Consider the following 15,968-nt stretch of genomic DNA (forward strand, 5'->3'; position numbering starts at 1 on the left):
GCCGCGCAGAACCGGTCGTGGTCGGCGCGCGCCTCGGCCAGCGGCGCCAGCACCTCGTCGTCGGCCACCTCGCCCACCCGGGCGGTGAGCCGGCGGCGGGCCGTCCGCGCCCGGCGTCTGGCTCCGGCGGCCACGAGTGGCCGGCAGACCAGCGCCAGCAGCAACCCGGCCAGCAGCCCGCCGACGAGCAGCAGCGTGGGCAGCGGGATGCCCTGCACCCGCGGGAGCGGGACGACGTCGTCGAGCTGCAGCAGCCCCAGCCCGACCAGGGCCAGCAGCCACAGCGCCCCGACAAGGGCGGTCAGCGCGAGCAGCCACTGCAGGCCGCCGACGGCGCGCTGCCACAGCGGGGTGCGGTCGGGGCCGAGGTCGGTGCCGGTGACGGCGCGGTCGAGCCGGTCGGCCAGCCGCTCCTCGGTGTCCTCCGACGTCCGGCGCAGCTCGTCGCGCCAGGCCGGCGGCAGCCCGCGACCGGCGTCGTCCCGGGCCCGGCGCAGCGCGGCGTCCATGCCGGCCCGCTGCACCGCCCCGGCCTCCGGCAACGAGGACCGCACCCGCTCGTCGCCCAGGTGCAGCCGGCCCAGCGGGTCGGCACGCAGCTTCGACGTCCAGCGCAGCACCGGCCATCCGGTGTGCGCGACGCCGTTGCGGCGGGCCGAGCGCTCGACGGCCGACACCACGGCCGGCACCCCGGCGGCATCGGCCAGAGCGCCGGTGAGCTGCTCGCGCGCGGCCTTGTCGGGGCCGCGGTCACGACCGGCGTCCTGGGCGCAGTGCACCGCGAGCGCGGTCGCGGCGCCGCGGGCGTCGGCGGTGAGCCGGTCGGTGGCGGCCTTGCGGGCGCCCACCCGGCGGGCGAGCTCGGCGCGCAGCTCGGGCAGGCCCAGGCCGCTGCGCGCCGCGGTGGGCAGCACCGGGGTCCCGGCCAGACCCTCCTCGTCGAGCAGCCGGCGCAGGTCGGTCAGGCAGGCCACGGCGGCGGCCTCGTCGAGCCGGTCCACCTGGTTGAGCACCACGAGCAGCACGCCCGCGTGGCCGGCCAGCGGTGCGAGGTAGCGCGTGTGCACGGCGTCGTCGGCGTACTTCTGCGGGTCGAGCACCCACACGAGGACGTCGACCAGCTGCACCAGCCGGTCCACCTCCAGCCGGTTCTCCATCCGCACGCTGTCGTGGTCGGGCAGGTCGAGCAGCACCAGCCCGTCGAGCCCCGGGTCGGGGTCGGTCACCCGGTGCCGGCGCGGCACCTCCAGCCAGTCGAGCAGCCGGTCGGCGCCGTGCTCGCCCCAGACGCTGGCGTGCGCGACCCCGGTGGTCGGCCGCCGCACGCCAGGTGTGCTGACCTCCGCCCCGGACAGCGCGTTGAACAGCGTCGACTTCCCGCTGCCGGTGGCGCCGGCCAGCGCGACGACGGTGGCGTCGCCCAGTGCCTCGCGGGCGCCGGCCTTGGCCAGCAGCGACCGCGTGGTGCCCACCTCGGGCACCTCCAGCCGCCCCTCGGCCACCTCCACCGCCTCGCGCAGCGCCGCCAGCCGGTCGGCGAGCGAGAGCTCCCGGGCCCTCACGCGGCGGCCCCGCGGGCGGCGGCCAGGGTGGCGACGGCGGCCCGCAGCCGGTCCGCGGCGTCGTCGGCGGGCGCCGCGTCGGTCAGCAGCGCCTCGAAGCGGTCCTCCTCGTAGCGGAGCAGCCGGTCGGCGCGCGCGTCGAGGTCGGCGCGGGCCCGGGTGGCCAGCGCGCGCACCGCGGCGTCGCCGAACACCGCCTCGAGCACCCGCTGCCCGACCGCCGTCGTCCCGCCGGCGATGGCGAGCTCGGCCCCTGACAGCCCCGCCGTCGAGGCGAACACGGCGACCATCACCACCGCGCCGGCGCCGTTGACGCCCCACGACAGCAGCCGCGCCTGCGAGCGCTTGCCCGCGCCCTCCTCGCGCACCAGGTCGAGCACGTACCCCTGCCAGTCGCGCACCTCCTCGGCCGCCACGGGCGCGAAGTCGGGCGAGACCCCGGACAGCTCCTCCTCGCGGCCGGTCAACAGACCCGGCCCGCCGGGGAGCGCCCGCCAGGCGGTCACGGTGCGGTCGGCGGCGCGGTCGGCCTCGGCCCGCAGCAGCGTCTCGACGCCGGACTCCAGCGCGCCCTGCAGCGAGTCCGACGACGTCGGCCGGCCGGTCAGCGCGGCGGCGAGCCGGTCGCGCAGCCGGCCCACCTGGGTCTGCAGCGAGCGCATCCACTCGCCGGTGCCGACGAAGTCCTGCCAGCGGGCCAGCACCTCGCCGCGCAGCAGGCTGCCGTTGCTGACGCCCTCGCTGACGGCGTCCCGCGCGCCGTCGTAGGCGGCGTCGGCGGCCGACCGCAGCGCGTTCGCCGCGACGGCCTGCTCGTCGACCCCCGCGGCCACCGCGGCCACCCGCCCGTCGAGGCTCTCCAGCGCGCCGGCCAGCGTCTGGCGCACGACGGCGGCGCGCTGCTCCTGGTCGGCGGCCAGCGCGCGCAGCCAGTCGCGCAGCGGCGCCACCTGCGCCTCGGGCAGGAAGCCGTCGGTGAGCGGCCGCTCCTCGATCACGAACAGCCGGGCCGAGCCGAGACCGCCGCGCTGCAGCATCGCGGCGAGGTCGGCGGCCACCTCGGTCACCGCCTCGGGCGGCGTCCGGTCCAGGACGACGGCCAGCGCGGTGCCCCGCTCCTGCGCCGTCCGGAGCAGGTCCCAGGGGACGGCGTCGGCGTAGCGGGCGGCCGTCGTCACGAACACCCACAGGTCCGCGGCCGACAGCAGCTGCCCGGCGAGGTCGCGGTTGGCCTCCACCACGGAGTCGACGTCGGGCGCGTCGATGAGCGCCAGGCCCGGCTGCAGCGCCTCGGTGGTGACCAGCCGCAGCCCGCCCGTGACGTCGCCCTCCCCGGTGGTGCGGGCCAGCCCCGGCAGGACGCGGTCGCCGGAGAACGCGGCGCGGTCGACCGGCGAGCAGACGAGCACCGGCGAGCGGGTGGTCGGGCGCAGCACGCCGGGCGCCGTCACGCGGGCGCCGAGCACGCTGTTGACCAGCGTGGACTTGCCGGCGCCGGTGGAGCCGCCGACCACCGCCAGCAGCGGGGCGTCGAGGTCGCGCAGCCGCGGCAGCAGGTAGTCGTCGACCTGGTCGACCACCGCCCGGGCGGTGCGCGTGGTGGCGTCGCGGGACGGCGTCGCCAGGCCGAGGGGAGCGGCGGCGACGGCGTCGCGCAGCTCCTGCAGCGCGTCGGTCAGCGGGGGCGCGGTCACGGCTGGTACCTAGCCCGGACGGCGTCCCGCTACCCCTCCAGCGTCCGCAGCGCCCCGGGCACCTCCCCCGGCGTCGCCACGACGAGGGCCGCGCCGGCACCGGCCAGCTCCTCCGGACCGCCCGGTCCCCACCCGGCGCCGATGCACGGCAGTCCGTGCGCGGCCGCCCCCAGGACGTCGTGCGCCCGGTCCCCCACCAGCGCGACGGCGCGGGTGCCGGGGTGCGCGGCCAGCGCCGCGGCCACCACCTGGTCCTTGTGCCGCACCGCGCCGTCGAAGGTGGCGCCGTGCACACCCGCGAAGGCGCGCAGCAGGCCCACGTGCCCCAGCACGCGGACGGCGAAGACCTGCGGCTTGCTCGTGGCCACGGCGAGCACGGCGCCGCCGTCGCGCAGGGTCCGCAGCAGCTCGGGGACTCCGTCGTACACGGTGACGTCGAGCAGCGGGCCGGCCGCGTAGTGCGCCCGGTAGGCGGCCACCGCACGGTCGACGTCGGCCGGCGGGACGCCGAGCACGGTGGCGAAGCCGTCCGGCAGCGGCGGGCCGACCATGTCGCGCAGCTGCTCCGGGGTCGGCTCCGGCAGGCCGAGCTGCGCCGCCGCGGCGCGCAGCGACGTCCAGATGCCCGACGTGGAGTCGACCAGGGTGCCGTCGAGGTCGAACAGGACGAGCGGGGTCACCCCTCACCCTCGGAGTACACGCCCAGTTCGTTCCCCGCCGGGTCGGCGAAGTGGAACCGGCGTCCCCCGGGGAACGCGTACGGCTCCTCGACGACCCGGCCACCCGCCCGCCGCACCGCGGCCACCGACGCGTCCAGGTCGGCCGAGAAGAGCAGCACGAGCGGACCGCCCGGACGCACGTCGTCGCCCAGGCGCAGGCCGCCCACCTCGGCGGCGTCGTCCCGGGGGTCGCGGATGCCGGAGTAGCCCGGCCCGTAGTGGGTGAACCGCCAGCCGAACGCCTCGGCGTAGAAGCGCTCGGCCGCCTCGAGGTCGGTCACCGTCAGCTCGACGTAGTCGATGGCGTGGTGGCGGTGCGGGGAGCTGTCGGCCATGGTGGCGATCCTCGCGTCGCGGGAGCCGTCGGGGAACCGGGTCACCGGCTGGACACGGCGACCTGCAGGCCCAGCCCGACGAGGACCGTGCCGCTGACCCCCTCCAGCCACGTCCGCACCCGCGGACGGCGGAACCAGGCGCCGGCGCGCGCCACCCCGGCCGCCAGCGACAGGTAGAGCACCGTCTCCAGCGCCACCTGGACCAGCGCCAGCACGGCGGTGGTGGCGAACAGCGGCCGGTCCGCGGGCACGAACTGCGGATAGAAGGCGATCATGAACACCGCGGCCTTGGGGTTGGCCAGCTGCACGAGCACCCCCTCGCCCAGCCCGGCCCGCCAGCCCCGGCGGGACCGCGGGAGGGCCACGGCGCCCGCCGTTCCGGACCGGCCGGCGCGCCGCTGCCGCCAGGCCGCGCGCAGGGCCAGGACGCCGAGCCAGCACAGGACTGCCGCACCGACCACCCGCAGGACCAGGAAGGCCACCTCGGAGGCGGCGACCAGACCGGCGAACCCGGCCGCGGCCAGCAGCGCCCAGACGTAGAGCCCCAGCTCCAGGCCCAGCACCGTCGGGACGGCGCCGCGGAACCCACTCAGCGCGGCGCGGCGCAGGACGAGGGCCATCGCCGGACCCGGGGACGCCGCGATCAGCACGACCGCGAGCAGGAACGCCGGCCACGAGGGGATCGCGTCCACGCCGCGGATGATGGCACCGGGCCGGCGGGCGGTCGACCGCGTTCCCCGGCCGGTGTCAGCGCAACACCGCGTCCAGGAAGGTCTCCACCCGCTCGCGCAGCTCGGCGGCGCGCTCCTCGCCCACCTCGACCGGGTCCCGCTCGCGCAGCCACGGCGGGATCTCGGTGCGCGCCCGCGCAGCGCAGCCGAGGTCGGCGCAGACGTAGGTGCCCACCGTGTCGCCGTTGCGCCCGGCCTCCCCGGCCCGCCGGGCGGTGAACAGCGAGACGGCGTCTCCGGAGTGCGTGGACCGGCAGAGCAGGCACATGACGGTGCGGCGGGCCGACATCCGCGTGTCGGCCGCCCGCAGCGCCACGCCCACCGGCCGGCCCTCCCGCTGGACGACGAGGTAGCCGCGCAGCGGCGCCTTCGGGTCGCGCCAGCCGAGCACCTCCAGCTCCGCCCACGGCAGGTCGGCGAGGTCGCGGGGCAGCGTGGCCGAGGTGGCCTCGCCCTTCGAGCAGTTGACGAAGGAGCGCCGCACCTGCTGCTCGGTCATCGGTTCCACGGGGAGCCATCCTCCGATCCGGTACCGCCTCGTCTCAACCGGTGTGCCGCACCCACCGCAGCGCCTCCTCCACCGTGCCCACGACGTCGACGCCGGAGGGCACGGGCGGGCGGCGCACCAGGACGACGGGCAGCCCGAGCCGCCGGGCGGCGACCAGCTTGGCCTCGGTCATGGCGCCGCCGGAGTCCTTGGTGACCACGACGTCGACGCCGTGGCCGCGCATCAGCGCCACCTCGCCCTCCACCGCGAACGGCCCCCGCGCCAGCAGCAGCACCGCCTCGGCCGGCAGCGGCCCGTCGGGCGGGTCGACCGAGCGCACCAGCACCCGCCCGGTCAGGCCGGCGAAGGCGCCGACGCCCTGCCGGCCGGTGGTGAGCAGGACCGTGCCGGCGTCGCGCACCGCCTCGGCCGCGGCGGCGAGCGAGTCCACGTACCGCCAGTCGTCGCCGGGGCCCGGCGTCCACCCGGGGCGCTGCAGCCGCAGCAGCGGGGTGCGCTGCCGGGCCGCCGCGGCCGCCGCGGAGGCGGTGATCCGGGCGGCGAAGGGGTGGGTGGCGTCGACGACGGCGCGCGGCCGGTGCTCCGCCAGCCAGGCGGCCAGGCCGTCGGCCCCGCCGAAGCCCCCCACCCGCACCTCCCCGTCGGGCAGCACCGGGTCGGCCACCCGCCCGGCCAGGCTGGAGAGGACGTCGACGCCCTCGGCGACGAGTGCCGCGGCCAGCCGCCGCGCCTCACCGGTGCCGCCGAGGACGAGCACCTGCCCGCTCACCGCGCCCGGCCGGGGATCATGAGCCCGTGAGCAGGGACGGCGCGGCGGGGCTGCGGCACGGCTGGACCACCGGCGCGTGCGCGACGGCGGCCACCACCGCGGCCTACACCGCACTGCTGACCGGCGAGTTCCCCGACCCGGTGACCATCGACCTGCCGGGCGGCCGGCACCCGTCGTTCGCGCTGGCGACCGAGACGCTCGAGCCGGACGCCGCCACCGTCGGCGTCGTCAAGGACGCCGGCGACGACCCCGACGTCACCCACGGCGCCCTGGTGAGCGTGCGCGTGACGCACGGCCAGCCGGGCAGCGGCGTCGGCTTCCGGGCCGGCGAGGGCGTGGGCACGGTGACCAGGCCCGGGCTGCCGCTGGCGGTCGGCGAGCCGGCGATCAACCCGATGCCGCGGCAGTTCATGCGGGAGCACGTGGCCGCGGTGGCCGCGCGGCACGGGGGCAGCGGCGACGTCGTCGTCGAGGTGTCCATCGAGCACGGCGCCGAGCTGGCGCGGAGGACGTGGAACCCGCGGCTGGGCATCCTCGGCGGGCTGTCGGTGCTGGGCACGACCGGCGTCGTCGTCCCGTACTCGTGCTCGTCGTGGATCGACTCGATCCGCCGCGGCATCGACGTCGCGCGCGCCGCCGGGCGCGAGCACGTGGCCGGGTGCACCGGCTCGACCAGCGAGAGGACGGTGCAGGAGCTCCACGGCCTGCCGGAGGACGCGCTGCTGGACATGGGCGACTTCGCCGGCGCCGTGCTGAAGTACCTGCGCCGCCACCCCGTGCCTCGGCTGACCGTGGCCGGCGGCATCGGCAAGCTGGCCAAGCTCGCCGACGGCCACCTGGACCTGCACTCGGGCCGCTCGCAGGTGTCCTTCGGGTCGCTGGCCGACCGGGTGGCCGCCGCGGGCGGCGCCCCGGACCTGGTCGAGGGCGTGCGCGGCGCGAACACCGCGCTCGACGCGCTGCGCCAGTGCCAGGCGGCCGGGTTGCCGCTGGGCGACCTGGTGGCCGCCGGCGCCCGGGAGACCGCGCTCGGCGTGCTGCGCGGCGCGCCGGTGGCGGTCGACGTCGTGGTGATCGACCGCGCCGGCACGGTCGTCGGCCGCGCGTGAGGTCAGCGGCATCTCGTCGTCGAGTAGAGGTGGCTGTCGGGGAACTGCCCGGCCGTCAGCACCGGGCCGACGACCACGATCGCCGTCCGCCGCACCCCGGCCGCCTCGACCTGGCCGGCGATGTCGGCGAGCGTGCCGCGCAGCACCAGCTCGTCGTCCCTGCTCGCACGGGCGACGACGGCGACCGGGCCGTCGTCGCCGTAGTGCTCGGCCAGCTGCGGCGCGAGTTCGGCCATCCGCTGCACGGCCAGGTGCAGCACCAGCGTGGCGCCGGTGGCGGCGTAGGCGGCCAGCTCCTCACCGGCCGGCATCGGCGTCGACCGGGCCGACGTCCGGGTGAGGACGACGGTCTGCCCGACTCCCGGCACGGTCAGCTCCCGCTTCAGCGCCGCGGCCGCCGCGGCGAACGCCGGCACGCCGGGGACGACGTCGTAGGGGACCCCGGCGGCGTCGAGCCGGCGCATCTGCTCGGCCATCGCGCTGTAGACCGACGGGTCGCCGGAGTGCAGTCGGGCGACGTCGAGCCCGGCCTCGTGCGCGGCGACCAACTCGGCGGTGATCGCGTCGAGGTCGAGGTCGGCTGTGTCGACCAGCCGGGCGCCGGGCGGGGCGGTGTCGAGCAGCTCGCGGGGCACCAGCGCGCCGGCGTAGAGGCAGACCGGCGCGCCGGCGATGATCCGCGCCGCCCGGAGCGTGACCAGGTCGGCGGCCCCGGGGCCGGCCCCGATGAAGTGCACGGTCACGTGAGGGCCCTCCCGTGCACATCCGCGGAAGTGCACGGTGCGCATCCGCGGGAGTGCGCGCTCACCACCTGGTCACCGACCAGATGGTCACCGGCATCGCGGGCCGCCAGCCGGTGAACGAGCCCACCGGCTCGGCGCGCTGCACCTCGACGCGCACCAGTTCGCCACCCACCCGGGCGTGCCACCGGGCCAGCACCGCCTCGCCCTCCACGGTGACGGCGTTGGCCACCAGCCGGCCGCCCGCGGGGAGGGCGTCCCAGCACGACTCGACCAGCAGCGGCGTGGTCAGCCCGCCGCCGACGAACACCGCGTCGGGCGCGCCCAGCCGGGACAGCACCTCCGGTGCGTGCCCGTGCACCACCCGCAGGTACGGGACTCCGAGCCGGGCGGCGTTGCGGGCGATCCGCTCCGCCCGCCCCGCCGAGGCCTCGACAGCGACGGCGCGGCAGTTCGGGTGGGCGCGCATCCACTCGATGCCGATCGAGCCCGCGCCCGCGCCGACGTCCCAGAGCAGCTGCCCCGGGACGGCGGCCAGCCGGGCCAGCGTGACGGCCCGGACCTCGGACCTGGTCAGCTGCCCGTCGGACTCGTAGGCGCCGTCGGGCAGGCCCGGCGTCGTCGGCAGCGGCACGGTGCCGCGGTCGGCCCGGCACTCGACGGCGGTGATCACCAGCGCTGCCACCGGCTGCGACCAGGTGGCCGCCGTGCCGGTGCGCACCTCCTCGTCGGGGCCGCCCAGCCCGCCGAGCACGGTGACCGGGCTCCGCCCGTAGCCGCGGCCGGACAGCAGCGCCGCCACCTGGGCCGGGGTCCCGCCGTCGGAGCCGAGCACCAGCAGCCGCGCGCCGGGCTGCACGTGCGGGTGCAGCAGCTCGATCGGCCGGCCGACCAGGCTGACCACGCAGGTGTCCTCGACCGCCCAGCCCAGCCGCGCGCAGGCCAGCGACACCGACGACGGCGCCGGCAGCACCCGCACCCGGTCGGCGCCGAGCAGCCGGGTGAGCGTGGTGCCGATGCCCGAGAGCATCGGGTCGCCGCTGGCCAGCACCACCACGGCGCGGCCGGCGTGCTCCTCGACCAGGCCGGGCAGCGCCTCGGTGAGCGGCGAGGGCCAGGGCACCCGCTCGGCGGTCACCTCCGGCGGCACGAGGCCGAGCTGCCGGGCGCTGCCGAGCAGCACCTCGGCCCGCTCGACCTCGGCGCGCGACGTCGGCGCCAGCCCGTCCCACCCGTCGGCGCCGATCCCGACGACGACGACGGGCGCGCCCGGTACGGGCGCGGCGGGCACCTCGACGGTCTCCCCGGTCATGCCGGCAGCTCCCCCCGGGGTCCGGCGGCCTCGGCCAGCAGCCGCGCGCGCAGGTCCTCCGGCAGCCGGTCCACGTAGACGACGCCGTCGAGGTGGTCCACCTCGTGCTGCAGGCACCGGGCGGCCATGCCGGTCGCCTCGATCGACACCGGCCTGCCCTTGACGTCCACGCCGTCCACGCGGGCGCGGAAGGCCCGGGACAGGTCCGCGTAGGGGCCGGGCACCGACAGGCAGCCCTCCTCGGTGAGCTCCTCGGCCGGCTCGCCCTCGGCCGGCCCGAGGACGGTCAGCTCCGGGTTGACGACGTAGCCGACGACGTCGTCGCCCCGCGCGTCGGGGCAGTCGATGACGAACACCCGCGCGTCGACGCCGATCTGGTTGGCCGCCAGGCCCACGCCGTCGGCCTCGCGCATCGACGCGAACATGTCGAGCACCAGCCGGCGCAGCCGCTCGTCGAACTCGGTCACCGGCGTGCACGGACGGTGCAGCACCTCGTTGCTGCCGTAGGTGACGATCGGCCGGGCGACGCCGTCGTAACGGCCGGGCAGACGCATGGCCGCGATCCTAGGAAGGGCCCTCGGCAGGATGGTCGCGTGCTGCTCCGCCGCGTGCCCGACCGCCGAGTCCGCGGGGACGTCCCGACCGCCCTCGGCCTGGCCCTCGGCGCGGCCGCCGACCTGCTGCTGGCCGACCCGCGGCGGCACCACCCGGTCGCCGGCTTCGGGACGGCGGCCGCGGCGCTCGAGCGGCGGCTCTGGCGGGACTCCCGGGCCGTCGGCGCGGGGTACGCGACGGTCCTCGTGGCAGGTGCGGCCGCCCTCGGGACGGCCGGGACGCGCCTCACCCGTGGCCGGCCCGTCGCGCGGACGCTCGCGGTCGCCGCCGCCACCTGGACGGTGCTGGGCGGCACCTCGCTCGGCCGGGCCGCCTCGGCGATGGCCGGCGCGCTCGACGCCGGCGACCTGCCCGCGGCCCGCGGCCTGCTGCCCACGCTGGCCGGGCGCGACCCGAGCTCGCTGGACGCCGGCGAGCTGGCCCGGGCCACCGTGGAGTCGGTCGCGGAGAACACCTCCGACGCCGCCGTCGCCCCGCTGGTGTGGGGCGCGCTCGCCGGGCTGCCCGGCCTGCTCGGCTACCGCGCCGTCAACACCCTCGACGCGATGGTCGGCCACCGGTCGCCGCGGTACGCCCGGTTCGGCTGGGCCGCCGCCCGCGCCGACGACGTCGCCAACTGGCTGCCCGCCCGGCTGACCGCCGCGCTCACCGTGGCCACCGCCCCGCTGGCCGGGGGCTCGGCGCGGGACGCGCTGCGGGTCTGGCGCCGCGACGGCGCCGCCCACCCCAGCCCCAACGCCGGCCGCTGCGAGGCGGCCGCGGCCGGTGCGCTGGGTCTGCGGCTGGGCGGTCGCAACGTCTACGGCAGCCGGGTGGAGGACCGGCCGGTGCTGGGCGAGGGCCGGGCACCCGACAGCAGCGACGTCACCCGGGCGGTGCGGCTGTCGCGGGCGGTGTGGCTGGCCGCCGCGGCCCTCGCCGTGGCGAGCAGGGCCGCGGCGAGCGGGCCGGCCCGCCGCGGCCGGGCGGACGACGCCAACGGCCCGCGCCGGTGCAGCGCACCGCGCGGCGCGGACAGGACGGGGAAGCCGGCCGGGTCGGTGCGCGGGTGACTGGCCGGCGGGTCGGCCGGACCGCGGCCGCCACGGACGGCGATGACGAGCGTGGCGACCGACAGGCCACCCAGCGCGAGGAGGAACAGCAGGACGAGCACTCCACCTGGGGTCATGACCGAAGGGTGGCACCGTCCGCCCTGGACGGAAGCAGTCCAATCCGGCATGGTGGTCCGCATGCCACCGGGGATCGAGCAGTCCACCGCTGCGGAGCTGGCCGCACTGGTCGGTCCGCTCGACGAGCTGCCCGGTCCCCGCTACGCCGGCCTGGCCCGCCGCGTCCGCGAGCTCGTCGCGCTCGGCCGGCTCCCGGTGGGCACCCGGCTGCCGGCCGAGCGCGACCTGTCCGCGGCCCTGGCGGTCAGCCGGGTCACCGTCGCCTCGGCCTACCGGCTGCTGCGCGAGGAGGGGCACGCCAGCACCCGCCACGGCGCCGGCACCGTCGTCGAGGCGCCGTCGGCCGACCCGGTGTGGCACGCCCCGACCACCGACCCCGCCGTCCTCGACCTCGCCCACGCCGCGCCCGAGGCCGCACCGCAGCTGCTGCCGGCCTACGAGCAGGCCCTCGCCCGGATGCCGGCGGTCCTGGCCGGCCACGGCTACGCGCCCAGCGGGCTGCCCGAGCTGCGCGCCGCCGTCGCCGACCGCTACACCGCCCGGGGTCTGCCCACCGACCCCGAGCAGGTCGTGGTCACCGCCGGCACCGGCGACGCCACCGCGCTGGTCGTCGAGACGCTGCTGCAGCCCGGGGACCGGGTGCTCGTCGAGCACCCCACCTACCCCGGCGCGCTGGGCATCGTCGGTGCGGCCGGCGGCCGGTGCGTGCCGGTGGCCGTCGACGCCGCCGATCCCGACGCGGTGGTCGGCGCCGCCTCCATCGCCGTCCGGCAGAGCAGCCCGCGGATGGCCTTCCTCATGCCGGACTTCTCCAACCCCAGCGGGGCGCGGCTGTCCGCGGCCGGCCGCCGGCGGCTGGCCGCGACGCTGTGGCAGCAGGGCGTGCTGACCGTCGTCGACGAGGTCACCGCCGAGCTGTGGCTGGACGACGACGGGCCGCTGCCGCTCTACGCCGCGGGCCTGCCCGACGCGGCGACGGTCACCGTCGGCGGGCTGTCCAAGGCGGTGTGGGGCGGCCTGCGGATCGGCTGGCTGCGCACCGACGCCGCGCTGGCCGCGTCCCTGGGCGCCGCGCTGGGCCGCCGGCAGCTGTCGGTCGGCATCCTCGACCAGCTCGCCGCGGCCGTGCTGGTCCGCGACCTGGACGCCGTCCTCGCGGAGCGCCGCGCGATGCTCCGCGAGCGCCGCGAGGTGCTGCTGGCCGAGCTGGCCGCCCGGCTGCCGCACTGGACGGCGCCGCGACCGTCCGGCGGGCTGTCGGCCTGGTGCGGCCTGCCGCCCGGGCCCGGCTCGGCCACCCTCGTGGCCGCCGCCGCGCCGCTCGGGCTGGTGCTGGCCGAGGGCCGCGCCTTCGGCACGGGGACGGCGTTCGACGACCACCTGCGGCTGCCGTTCACGCTCCCCGCCGGGCAGCTGCGCTCGGCCGTGGCCACGCTGGCCGCCGTCGACGTGGCCCTGCGCACCGGGCCGCCGGCGCGGTCCCCGGCCCGGCCGGTGACGGTTGTGTGAACACGCGGTCGGCATGTTCCGACCACGTGCGGTGACGCCGCGGAGCGACTAGCGTCAGGGACGTCCCCGAGCGGCCGGGCTCACCCGGCATCCGCGGAAGGTCGAACCCACGGCTGCGCGGCGCTCCCCCGGGCCTTCGCCCGGCGCGCGTCCCCGGAGCACGCCATGACGTCGACCCAGTCCCGTGTCATCGCCCGTCACCGCACCGCCTCCCCGGGGGCGGTGCCCCTGCCCCGCCCCCCGGCGCCCTCGCCCCTGACCACCCGGCGCACCCGCCTGGCCGGCCGCTGGCGCTACGACCGCGCCAGCGGCGAGTGGGAGTGGTCGGAGGAGATGGCCGAGCTGCACGGCCTGACCGCCGACGGCCCCGGGCCGTGCACCGAGGTCCTCGTCGCCGCGCAGCACCCCGACGACCGCCCGCGCACCATCGACGCGCTGTCGGCGGCGGTGACCGGTGCGGAGGCCTTCTGCCTGGAGGTCCGGCTGCGCAGCGAGTGCGGACCCGACCGCCGCGTCCTCTTCCTCGGCGAACCCCAGCTCGACGGCGACGGCACGGTGACCGCCGTCGAGGGCATGGTCGTCGAGGTCCCGCAGCCGGCCGAGCAGGCCGCCGGCCAGGTCACCGACCGGGTCGCCGAGCTGGAGACCGAGGTGGCGCAGCTGCGCACGGCGATGGCCAGCCGGGCGCCGATCGAGCAGGCCAAGGGCGTGCTCATGCTGCTCACCGGCTGCGGCGACCAGGTGGCCTTCGACCTGCTCGCGCACATCTCCAGCCACACCCACCGGAAGGTGCGCGAGGTCGCCGTCGACCTCGTGGCCTCGGCGTCCGGGCACGGCACCCTGCCCGACGACATCCGGGTGATCCTGCGCGACGCCTGCCCCCCGGACCGCCGGGTGCCCTGACCGGCCCCTCCCTCCTCCGCCGCCCTGCCTCCCCGGCGCCCCGGGCGGCGGGGGAGGATGCCCGGGGTCGGTGCCGGTGCCGCGGACGCCGGCCGGCTCCGAGTGAGGGGAGGCCGGCGTGTTCTACCTGGTCGTGCGGTTCGTGCTGCGACCGCTGTTCTGGCTGGCGTTCCGGCCCCGGGTCACCGGGCGTGCCAACGTGCCGGCGACCGGGCCGTTCATCATCGCCAGCAACCACCTGTCGTTCATCGACAGCATGGTCATCCCGCTCTCGGCGCCACGGCGGGTCGGCTACCTGGCCAAGGCCGAGTACTTCACCAGCCCCGGCGTCGGCGGCTGGCTCACCCGCAACCTGTTCACCGCCCTCGGCGCGCTGCCGGTCGAGCGGCAGACGCACCGGGCCGCCCAGGAGGCGCTGGACACCGCCCTCGGCGTGCTGCGCGCCGGCGGCGGCTTCGGCATCTACCCCGAGGGCACCCGCTCCCGCGACGGCCGGCTGGCCCGGGGCAAGACCGGGGTGGCGTGGCTCGCGCTGACCGCCGACTGCCCGGTGGTGCCCGTCGGCGTCCGCGGCACCGACCGCATCCAGCCGGTCGGCTCGCGCTGGCCCCGGCCGCACCGGTTCTCCGTCGCCTTCGGCGAGCCGCTGACCTTCCCCGAGCACCGCGGCCAGGCCGGCAGCAACCGGGCCCGGCGCGAGGTCACCGACCGGGTCATGGAGGCGATCGCCGAGCTGTCCGGCCAGGAGAAGGCCGGCTGGGGGCAGCCGGCGGCATGAGCGGCGCCCTGCTCGTCGCCGGGACGACCTCGGACGCCGGCAAGTCGGTCGTCACCGCCGGCATCTGCCGGTGGCTGGCGCGCCAGGGTGTGCGCGTGGCGCCGTTCAAGGCGCAGAACATGAGCAACAACTCGGTGGTCACCGCCGACGGCGCCGAGATCGGCCGCGCCCAGGTCATGCAGGCCGCGGCCGCCCGCGTCGAGCCCGAGGCGGCGATGAACCCGGTGCTGCTCAAGCCGGGCGGGGACGACGCGAGCCAGGTCGTCGTCCTGGGCAGGCCGGTGGCCGAGGTGACCGCGCTGTCCTACCGGCCGATGAAGGCGGCGCTGCTCGAGCAGGTGCTGGCCAGCCTCGCCGAGCTGCGGTCCCGCTTCGACGTCGTCGTCTGCGAGGGCGCCGGCTCCCCCACCGAGATCAACCTGCGCGCCGACGACATCGCCAACATGGGCTTGGCCACCGCCGCCGGCCTGCCGGTGGTCGTCGTCGGCGACATCGACCGGGGCGGGGTCTTCCCGGCGCTGTACGGCACGGTCGCGCTCATGCCGCCGGCCGACCAGCGGCTGGTGGCCGGGTTCCTGGTCAACAAGTTCCGCGGCGACGTCCGGCTGCTGCGGCCCGGGCTGGACCGGCTCACCGCGCTCACCGGGCGGCCCACCCTCGGCGTCCTGCCGTGGCTGCCCGGCGCCGCCGTGGACGTCGAGGACTCCCTCGGCATCCCCACCGGCGTCTCTGCGGCCGGCCCGCCGCACGGTGAGGACGTGCTGCGGGTGGCCGTCGCCCGGCTGCCCCGGCTGTCCAACTCCACCGACCTCGACGCGCTGGCCGCCGAGCCCGGCGTGCTCGTCCGCTTCGTCACCCGCCCGGAGGAGCTGGCCGACGCCGACCTCGTGGTGCTGCCCGGCACCCGCGCCACGGTGGCCGACCTGGGCTGGCTGCGCGCGAGCGGCCTGGCCGACGCGGTGGCCCGGCGCGCGGCCGAGGACCGGCCGGTGCTGGGCATCTGCGGCGGGCACCAGATGCTGGCCCGCTCGATCACCGACGACGTCGAGTCGCGGGCCGGCGCCGTGCCCGGACTGGGCCTGCTGCCGGCCGACGTCCGCTTCGCCCGGGAGAAGACGCTGGGCCGCCCGTCGGGGCGGGCCCTCGGGCACCCGGTGCACGGTTACGAGATCCACCACGGCGTGGTCACCTACGACGAGGCCGGCGCCGAGCCGTTCCTCGACGGCGGCCGCGTCGGGTCGGTGTGGGGCACCACCTGGCACGGCGCACTGGAGAACGACGGGTTCCGGCGGGCGTTCCTGACCGAGGTCGCGCGGGCGGCCGGCCGGCGGTTCGTGCCCGCGCCGGAGACCTCCTTCGCCGCGGTGCGCGAGCAGCGGCTGGACGCCCTCGGCGACCTGGTGGCCGAGCACGCCGACACCGCCGCGCTCTGGCGGCTGCTCGAGGACGGCCCGCCGCCCGGCCTGCCGCTGCTGCCGCCCGGAGCCGGCCTCAGCGGCTGAGCAGGACCCCCTC

16 protein-coding genes are annotated in these 15,968 nt (G+C 78.0%); 6 read left to right on the forward strand and 10 right to left on the reverse strand.

Going from position 1 to position 15,968, the window contains the following annotated elements; genetic code table 11:
- The 7 genes from ABQ292_RS22925 to ABQ292_RS22955 form a co-directional block, all read right to left on the reverse strand.
- The coding region (locus ABQ292_RS22925; protein ID WP_369210025.1) for a GTPase at positions 1–1,562 on the reverse strand (1,562 nt) is incomplete at its 3' end.
- Positions 1,559–3,256 (reverse strand): GTPase family protein, encoded by a 1,698-nt coding sequence (locus ABQ292_RS22930; RefSeq protein ID WP_369210026.1) that lies wholly within the window; start codon positions 3,254–3,256, stop codon positions 1,559–1,561. The genes ABQ292_RS22930 and ABQ292_RS22925, both read right to left, overlap by 4 nt.
- Before the next feature lie 29 nt (positions 3,257–3,285).
- Complete coding sequence (locus ABQ292_RS22935) at positions 3,286–3,936, reverse strand: HAD hydrolase-like protein (protein ID WP_369210027.1); 651 nt, start codon at positions 3,934–3,936, stop codon at positions 3,286–3,288.
- Positions 3,933–4,310: a VOC family protein gene (locus ABQ292_RS22940; RefSeq protein ID WP_369210028.1), complete on the reverse strand. Its 378-nt coding sequence runs from the start codon at positions 4,308–4,310 to the stop codon at positions 3,933–3,935. Before ABQ292_RS22940 ends, ABQ292_RS22935 begins: the two co-directional genes overlap by 4 nt.
- A gap of 41 nt (positions 4,311–4,351) precedes the next feature.
- Positions 4,352–5,002, reverse strand: coding sequence for a LysE family translocator (locus tag ABQ292_RS22945; RefSeq protein ID WP_369210029.1), 651 nt, complete (start codon positions 5,000–5,002; stop codon positions 4,352–4,354).
- A gap of 55 nt (positions 5,003–5,057) precedes the next feature.
- On the reverse strand, positions 5,058–5,540 hold the full coding sequence (locus ABQ292_RS22950; RefSeq protein ID WP_369210040.1) for an FBP domain-containing protein: 483 nt from the start codon (positions 5,538–5,540) through the stop codon (positions 5,058–5,060).
- A 43-nt stretch (positions 5,541–5,583) separates the two neighbouring features.
- The gene (locus ABQ292_RS22955) at positions 5,584–6,318 is read right to left on the reverse strand and encodes a cobalt-precorrin-6A reductase (RefSeq protein ID WP_369210030.1); all 735 of its coding nucleotides are present in this window, start codon (positions 6,316–6,318) and stop codon (positions 5,584–5,586) included.
- A gap of 26 nt (positions 6,319–6,344) precedes the next feature.
- Here ABQ292_RS22955 and ABQ292_RS22960 point away from each other — a divergent pair, with 26 nt between their 5' ends.
- Positions 6,345–7,427, forward strand: coding sequence for a cobalt-precorrin-5B (C(1))-methyltransferase (locus tag ABQ292_RS22960; RefSeq protein WP_369210031.1), 1,083 nt, complete (start codon positions 6,345–6,347; stop codon positions 7,425–7,427).
- A 2-nt stretch (positions 7,428–7,429) separates the two neighbouring features.
- On the opposite strand, the gene cobM is transcribed toward ABQ292_RS22960, so the two are convergent.
- From cobM to def, 3 genes are all read right to left on the reverse strand, one after another.
- Positions 7,430–8,170: a precorrin-4 C(11)-methyltransferase gene (gene cobM / locus ABQ292_RS22965; RefSeq protein ID WP_369210032.1), complete on the reverse strand. Its 741-nt coding sequence runs from the start codon at positions 8,168–8,170 to the stop codon at positions 7,430–7,432.
- 61 nt (positions 8,171–8,231) lie between these two features.
- The gene (cbiE, locus tag ABQ292_RS22970; protein ID WP_369210033.1) at positions 8,232–9,479 is read right to left on the reverse strand and encodes a precorrin-6y C5,15-methyltransferase (decarboxylating) subunit CbiE; all 1,248 of its coding nucleotides are present in this window, start codon (positions 9,477–9,479) and stop codon (positions 8,232–8,234) included.
- A complete protein-coding gene (gene def, locus ABQ292_RS22975; protein WP_369210034.1) occupies positions 9,476–10,033 on the reverse strand; it encodes a peptide deformylase in 558 nt (185 codons plus the stop codon). The genes cbiE and def overlap by 4 nt, the downstream gene beginning before the upstream one ends.
- Before the next feature lie 39 nt (positions 10,034–10,072).
- Here def and ABQ292_RS22980 point away from each other — a divergent pair, with 39 nt between their 5' ends.
- From ABQ292_RS22980 to ABQ292_RS23000, 5 genes are all read left to right on the forward strand, one after another.
- A complete protein-coding gene (locus tag ABQ292_RS22980) occupies positions 10,073–11,146 on the forward strand; it encodes a cobalamin biosynthesis protein (protein ID WP_369210035.1) in 1,074 nt (357 codons plus the stop codon).
- A 177-nt stretch (positions 11,147–11,323) separates the two neighbouring features.
- Positions 11,324–12,772 carry a MocR-like transcription factor YczR gene (gene yczR / locus ABQ292_RS22985; RefSeq protein ID WP_369210036.1) on the forward strand — a complete coding sequence of 483 codons (1,449 nt, stop codon included), beginning with the start codon at positions 11,324–11,326 and terminating at the stop codon, positions 12,770–12,772.
- 165 nt (positions 12,773–12,937) lie between these two features.
- Complete coding sequence (locus tag ABQ292_RS22990; protein WP_369210037.1) at positions 12,938–13,675, forward strand: ANTAR domain-containing protein; 738 nt, start codon at positions 12,938–12,940, stop codon at positions 13,673–13,675.
- 118 nt (positions 13,676–13,793) lie between these two features.
- Complete coding sequence (locus tag ABQ292_RS22995) at positions 13,794–14,453, forward strand: lysophospholipid acyltransferase family protein (protein ID WP_369210038.1); 660 nt, start codon at positions 13,794–13,796, stop codon at positions 14,451–14,453.
- Positions 14,450–15,955 (forward strand): cobyric acid synthase, encoded by a 1,506-nt coding sequence (locus ABQ292_RS23000; RefSeq protein WP_369210039.1) that lies wholly within the window; start codon positions 14,450–14,452, stop codon positions 15,953–15,955. The genes ABQ292_RS22995 and ABQ292_RS23000 overlap by 4 nt, the downstream gene beginning before the upstream one ends.
- Positions 15,956–15,968 lie beyond the last annotated feature (13 nt).

This window comes from Geodermatophilus maliterrae, from assembly GCF_041018925.1.
GTDB classification, from domain to species: Bacteria; Actinomycetota; Actinomycetes; order Mycobacteriales; family Geodermatophilaceae; genus Geodermatophilus; species Geodermatophilus maliterrae.

Coding starts and splice junctions, on each gene's coding strand:
- ABQ292_RS22940 (WP_369210028.1), bottom strand. CDS start 4,310: ATGGCCGACAGCTCCCCGCACCGCCACCACGCCATCGACTACGTCGAG.
- ABQ292_RS22950 (WP_369210040.1), bottom strand. CDS start 5,540: ATGACCGAGCAGCAGGTGCGGCGCTCCTTCGTCAACTGCTCGAAGGGC.
- cbiE (WP_369210033.1), bottom strand. CDS start 9,479: ATGACCGGGGAGACCGTCGAGGTGCCCGCCGCGCCCGTACCGGGCGCG.
- def (WP_369210034.1), bottom strand. CDS start 10,033: ATGCGTCTGCCCGGCCGTTACGACGGCGTCGCCCGGCCGATCGTCACC.
- yczR (WP_369210036.1), top strand. CDS start 11,324: ATGCCACCGGGGATCGAGCAGTCCACCGCTGCGGAGCTGGCCGCACTG.
- ABQ292_RS22990 (WP_369210037.1), top strand. CDS start 12,938: ATGACGTCGACCCAGTCCCGTGTCATCGCCCGTCACCGCACCGCCTCC.
- ABQ292_RS23000 (WP_369210039.1), top strand. CDS start 14,450: ATGAGCGGCGCCCTGCTCGTCGCCGGGACGACCTCGGACGCCGGCAAG.